The following is a 5,767-nucleotide window of genomic DNA, read 5'->3' as shown; positions in this document are numbered from 1 at the left end:
GTCGTGCTTTCGGCAGTCGCTCTGGTCGCGACGTCACTCACCGCAAAACAACAGGGAAAACCAGGACTGATACGTTCTCCCAGTCGCCTCATCTGACGGCCCCAGCCCGGAGTCGAAGCACGCGCCGCCTGAGAGGCATCGCTCTCAGGCGGCTCTATTCGTGATCGAAAACTGACTCAAACACCTGATTCAGCGAGCGTTTCTGAGACTTCTCTCACCGAATTGATTATCAGTCGGCAGATTCGAACTGGATCAGTCTCACGCTGCCATGTCTGACGAATTGATCTTGAACGTGCAACAGGCTATGTGACGGTGGAATAAGATCCTCTCGAATGTATGTTATATTATTATCGAAGGCATATCACAATACAAATTCGTTATATATACACCCTACACTATTTTTGACCGACTATTACAGATGATGATATACAGTGAAAACAATATGTTTAAAATATAGTAAAACAGTTGACTACTCAATGAGCCATAGAAACAACCATGTCGGAAATAAACACGAATGAGCGAGAGTGAATACGATAACTCGGTTATCGAACTGAAGTCGGCCAATATCTGCGTCGTCGGTCTCGGCTACGTTGGTCTCCCGTTAGCCCACGTGTTCGCCGAAGAGGGCCACAGCGTCTGGGGATTTGACATCGATCCGGAAAAAATCGACACACTCGAGTTAGGTCTCGATCCAACGGGAGATGTTGGTAACGCAGCCATCGCGGAGACTGATATCGAGTTTACGACTGAACCGGACGTCGTTGCGGAGGCCGAGTACGTTATCGTTGCCGTGCCCACGCCCGTCGACGACCTCGAGAAACCCGATCTCGGCCTCGTCGAGAGCGCTGGGAGGACGATCGGTGAGCACCTTGAGGAGGGGACGACTGTCCTCCTCGAGTCGACGGTCTATCCCGGTGCGACTCGAGAAGTGTTCGTTCCTGCACTCGAGGAAACGTCCGGATTAGACGCCGGTGAGGATTTCGGCGTCGGCTACTCGCCCGAGCGAATGGTGCCAGGCGACGATGAACACGGTCTCCGAAACGTCGTCAAGATTGTCAGTGGGCTTACTGATGAAACGCTCGAGGAGGTCGCTGCGTTGTACGAGAGCATCGTTGACGCGGGGGTGCATCGAGCACCAACGATGGAGACTGCAGAGGCCGCAAAATGTGTCGAGAACACGCAGCGAGACCTGAATATTGCGCTGGTCAATGAACTTGCTGTTGCCTGCGACCATCTGGGTCTGGATACGGAGTCGGTTCTCGAGGCTGCCGGGACAAAGTGGAACTTTCACGACTACCGCCCCGGACTCGTCGGTGGGCACTGTATTCCCGTGGATCCGTTCTATCTGATCTATGAGACCGAACAGCAGGGCTTTTCGCCGGAACTGATCCAGAAAGCTCGCGAGGTCAACGAGTACGTTCCGACCCACGTTGCCGATATGACGATCAAGGCGCTCAACGAGAACGAGAAAGTACTCGGAAACAGTCGCGTGCTCGTGCTTGGACTGACATACAAGCCTGATGTCGACGACATTCGAACCTCCGCGATCGACGGCGTGATCGACGCGCTTCACGAGTTCAATATCGATGTCGTTGGATTCGACCCCCACGCCGAAGATGAACTCATGCGTGACGAGTTCGGGATCGAAGTCCAAGAAGAACTCGACGTCGAAGGGTTCGACGGACTCATCATCGGGACCCCACACAGCCAGTTCCACGGACTCAATTTTGGTGACCTGACGTACGACATGCAGTCCAACCCAGTCATGATTGACGTCGATGGAACGTTTGAAGAGGAAGCGCTCGAGAACGGATTCATGTACAAGAAACTGTAATGTACCGGGAACATAGTGTTGGTGTCGTCATTCCGGCATACAATGAAGAAGGATTCGTCGGTGACGTGATCCGGGAGATGCCCGACTACGTTGACCGGATGTACCTCATCGATGACTGCTCCACTGACGATACGTGGGATGAAATCCACGAGGCTGCTCGAGACGATGCTGATGGGTTGGAACTCGAGTACACTGGTGAACTTGACGACAGTGGTGAAAAACGAGAAGCGGAGATTGTCGCAGACGGTGGACAAACGATGCTCGAGCAGCGAGCGATTGTCGAAGAGCCAATTGGTCGTGTCGTACCGATCCAGCACCGGGTGAACCTAGGTGCCGGCGGCGCAATTAAGACTGGCTACCTAGCCGCACTCGAGGACAAAGTCGATATCGTGCCGACTGTCGACGGCGACGGTCAAATGGATCTCTCGCAACTGCCGAGGCTGATGGATCCGATCGTTGAAGACGAGGCTGATTACGCGAAAGGAAATCGATTGCTGTACAAGGAGTTCCGGTCGAATATGCCTCCGTTCCGTTTCTTCGGGAACTCGATCCTCACCTTCCTGACGAAGGTCGCGTCGGGCTATTGGAAGACGATGGACCCCCAGAACGGATATACGGCGATCTCTCACTATGCGTTGGCGAACGTAGGTATCGAGAACATGTATGAGTACTATGGCTACTGCAACGATCTCTTGGTGAAACTGAATGCCAAGGGAATGCGTGTGGCCGACGTTGTGATGCCTGCGGTGTACGGTGACGAGGAGTCATCGATCAACTACACGACATACATCCGGAAAGTGTCAGGGATGTTGTTGCGGAATTTCTTCTGGCGGCTGAAGGTGAAGTATCTCGTGCTGGACTTTCATCCACTGGCGTTGTTCTACCTGTTCGGTGCTGCAATGGCCGGACTAGGGATTGTCGGTGGCTTGTGGTCGCTGTACGCGAAGTTCGTGCTCGGAGATCCACTGTTCGTGCGAGCCTCCGCGAGTTTGCTCCTGTTTTCGATTGGGAGTATGTTCGTGATGTTCGCGATGTTGTTCGACATGCAGGCAAACGAGAATCGGGAGGTGCAGGTCCGTGACTGACGAACAACTCGACTGATTCACACTCGATATTAATATTGTAATCGTTTAAAATATTAAATCAAAAACATAATGCAACTATAGATGGACGGTAATAGACCAAAACGAGGAGAGGAAGTACGGATGAGTGATCAAAGTGTGTCTGTGGATAGAAATAGTGATCAATCATTAACTATATTATTCGCTATCCAACATCCGGCTCACGTTCACCTTTTTCGAAACAGTATACAGATACTGTCTGAAGAGGGTCATAACGTCTACACTTTCGCCCGAAAAAAGGAAATCAATACTGATCTATTAGATCAATATATAATCGACTACGAATTACTAGCGGGCGAGCCAGAAAGTTCGTGGCAGCTCCCATTAGTCCAGTTAAAATACGAATGGGGTATCCTTCGGAAGACACATCAACTTGACCCAGACGTGCTTGTTGCAATGGGTGAACCGTCGATCACCCATGCAGCGAAGCTAACTGATGCAACAAGTCTTGTGTTCACAGATACTGAACACGCGACGCTGCAGAATACATTGGCATTTCCGTTCGCCGATCGTATCTATACACCAGAATGTTATCAGAACAATATCGGTAAGAAGCAAGTGCGTTATCCAGGGTACCACGAGCTAGCGTATCTCCATCCCGACCGGTTTGAACCGGATCCATCGGTCTTAGAAGAGGCCGGTCTGGATCGTGACGAACAATTCGTCGTTTTGCGGTTGGTATCGTGGGATGCAATGCACGACGTTGGTGATAGTGGCTTCGAAGATGTTGTGGACATTGTCCAAGCACTTGAGGAAACCGGTACGACGGTTCGAATCACGTCTGAAGCAGATCTACCGGAAGCGATCGAGGATCGACGAGCGTTGATCTCTCCTGATCGAATCCACGACTTAATAGCATTTGCAGACCTCTATGTGGGTGAGAGTGCGACTATGGCGACCGAAAGTGCGGTGCTTGGAACGCCAGCGGTATTTGTCTCATCAAGCCGGCGTGGATATACTGACGAACTCGAGGAGGAATATGGACTGGTGTATAATTATTCCGGTAAGAATCGGCATGAACGAGGTCTCAAAAAGGCGATTGAGGTTCTTGAACGAACCGACTCTGATCAATGGGAGAAACGGCATAAGCAGATGCTCGCTGATAAAGTGGATACGACAGACGTGATTATAAACGCTGTAAAAGAAGTAGCTTAACCATGGGTAATAATATGGATATCTTGATTGTCGGTTCGAATCGTAACGTCGGTGGGATTCAACGATACATCGATCAGCAAGCGGAGCATCTTTCCAAAGAGGCATCGATCCGCATATACGACAACGAAACCAGCAACGGAAGCGGGCCAATCTGGCTGGTATTAGCCATCCTACAGACGCTGTTTGACGCCCTTCAATTCCCCTTCCGCCGCCGTCCAGATCTGGTCCACGTCCATACTGCACACAGGTTCTCGTTCTATCGTGCGACGTTCTATATTCTTTTCTCGGCGTACGTCTGGCGGGTCCCAGTTGTCCTCCACGTCCACGGATCGTCCTTTGACGAGTTTCTCACGACGAGAAGTATAACCGCACAAACAATTCAGGTGATCGGATTCCGCACCTGTAGTAGTGTCATTACACTCTCGGACTACTGGAAAGAACTCATAGAGACACACACCCAGGCTGGTCATGTCATCGCGATACCGAACGCCGTTGATCCCAAAAAATATACGTCTTCATCTGATGTTACTGACCCGACAATCGTATACGTCTCGCACCTTTCGGAACGGAAAGGAGCGGCGGAGTTCATAACCGCAATTTCCGACCTCGTTGAACAACAGGATGACCTGACTATTCAAGTGGCTGGCTCGGGACCGTACTCGGATCGTATTGAGCAACTCGAAGCTGAATACAATGAAATTAACTATCATGGCTACGTCTCCGAAGAAAAAAAACGGGAACTTCTGGCCGACGGCACGATATTTGTGCTCCCGAGCTACGCAGAGGGGCTTCCAATCGCGATTCTCGAGGCGATGGCCGCAGGAAATTCGATCGTCTCCACGTCTGTCGGGAGTATCCCCGAAGTGATTACTGAGGAAAGGGGACTTGTACTTGAGCCGGGCGATCCCCATGAACTCCGCGCGGCGCTACAGTCGCTGTGTAACTCCCCGTCAGAAGTGTCTCGGATGGCAGAACAGAACTTAGTGGCCATCGAAACACAGTACAACTGGGATCGTATCGCTTCGGAACTGTTCGATTTGTACTCAGAGTTGCTATTGGCAGAGACCGACGCCGAGGCCCGTAACTCTTACCAGTGAAATCTAATCATCTCTGAAAATCCGTGGATCTGTTATATTCATTCTTGACGATACTTGTGAAGCGGACTACTCCGAGGCATTCGGCTATATAATCCAGTATGGGATGGTCGGCTATTCGGCAGTCATACAGAGAAGCATGAGGTGTTGACTGAACTCACAGACTCCGAGAAACGCACCAAGTTGGAGAACTCAAAGCGGTGGCTCTTAGTACTACTTCGGCGGTTGATCACCAGTCAGTAAACCCCCTGAGCATTGCCTCTGCTACTCGTTCAGCGGTCTGTCGATCAACTCCTTGTTCTTCGACTGTTCGTACCGCCATCTCGTGAATTGCGATCCGAGCAACCTGCGAAAACGGGGGCAACCGAGCGGCCGCGCCCTGCGCGGCTCGCTCGGTCATCAAAAACGAGTACGTCATCAACACCACTGATACGTGATGGTTCCACCCTGTCCACGTTCGTCCCTCGAACTGATCCATCCCCAGTACCTGCTTTGCATCCTTGTGAAATTGCTCAATCGGCCATCGTACGTGCGCATACTCGACTAACTCTTCCAGACCCCAC

General features: G+C 51.3%; 4 protein-coding genes and 1 pseudogene. 4 read left to right on the top strand and 1 reads right to left on the bottom strand.

The genetic code is table 11. The features are described from left to right. The first annotated feature begins 514 nt into the window (after positions 1 to 514). The 4 genes from BSG09_RS19770 (at position 515) to BSG09_RS19755 (ending at position 5,207) form a co-directional block, all read left to right on the top strand. Positions 515 to 1,834, top strand: a complete 1,320-nt coding sequence (locus BSG09_RS19770) for a nucleotide sugar dehydrogenase (protein WP_092936180.1) — start codon at positions 515 to 517, stop codon at positions 1,832 to 1,834. Further along, the gene (locus BSG09_RS19765) at positions 1,834 to 2,919 is read left to right on the top strand and encodes a glycosyltransferase family 2 protein (protein WP_092936178.1); all 1,086 of its coding nucleotides are present in this window, start codon (positions 1,834 to 1,836) and stop codon (positions 2,917 to 2,919) included. The genes BSG09_RS19770 and BSG09_RS19765 overlap by 1 nt, the downstream gene beginning before the upstream one ends. Positions 2,920 to 3,039: 120 nt before the next feature. After that, positions 3,040 to 4,110 carry a DUF354 domain-containing protein gene (locus tag BSG09_RS19760; protein ID WP_092936175.1) on the top strand — a complete coding sequence of 357 codons (1,071 nt, stop codon included), beginning with the start codon at positions 3,040 to 3,042 and terminating at the stop codon, positions 4,108 to 4,110. 14 nt (positions 4,111 to 4,124) lie between these two features. After that, positions 4,125 to 5,207: a glycosyltransferase family 4 protein gene (locus BSG09_RS19755; RefSeq protein ID WP_175542272.1), complete on the top strand. Its 1,083-nt coding sequence runs from the start codon at positions 4,125 to 4,127 to the stop codon at positions 5,205 to 5,207. A gap of 226 nt (positions 5,208 to 5,433) precedes the next feature. Here the strand turns inward: BSG09_RS19755 and BSG09_RS21200 are convergent. Continuing rightward, a pseudogene (locus tag BSG09_RS21200) lies at positions 5,434 to 5,767 on the bottom strand (IS701 family transposase); the annotation flags it as partial.

It is taken from the genome of Natrinema hispanicum (assembly GCF_900111485.1).
Classification (GTDB): Archaea; Halobacteriota; Halobacteria; order Halobacteriales; family Natrialbaceae; genus Natrinema; species Natrinema hispanicum_A.
Note: the sequence above shows the minus strand (reverse complement) of the source record. Positions and strands in the feature narration are given on the sequence as shown.

Coding starts and splice junctions, on each gene's coding strand:
- BSG09_RS19760 (WP_092936175.1), top strand. CDS start 3,040: ATGAGTGATCAAAGTGTGTCTGTGGATAGAAATAGTGATCAATCATTA.
- BSG09_RS19770 (WP_092936180.1), top strand. CDS start 515: ATGAGCGAGAGTGAATACGATAACTCGGTTATCGAACTGAAGTCGGCC.
- BSG09_RS19765 (WP_092936178.1), top strand. CDS start 1,834: ATGTACCGGGAACATAGTGTTGGTGTCGTCATTCCGGCATACAATGAA.
- BSG09_RS19755 (WP_175542272.1), top strand. CDS start 4,125: ATGGATATCTTGATTGTCGGTTCGAATCGTAACGTCGGTGGGATTCAA.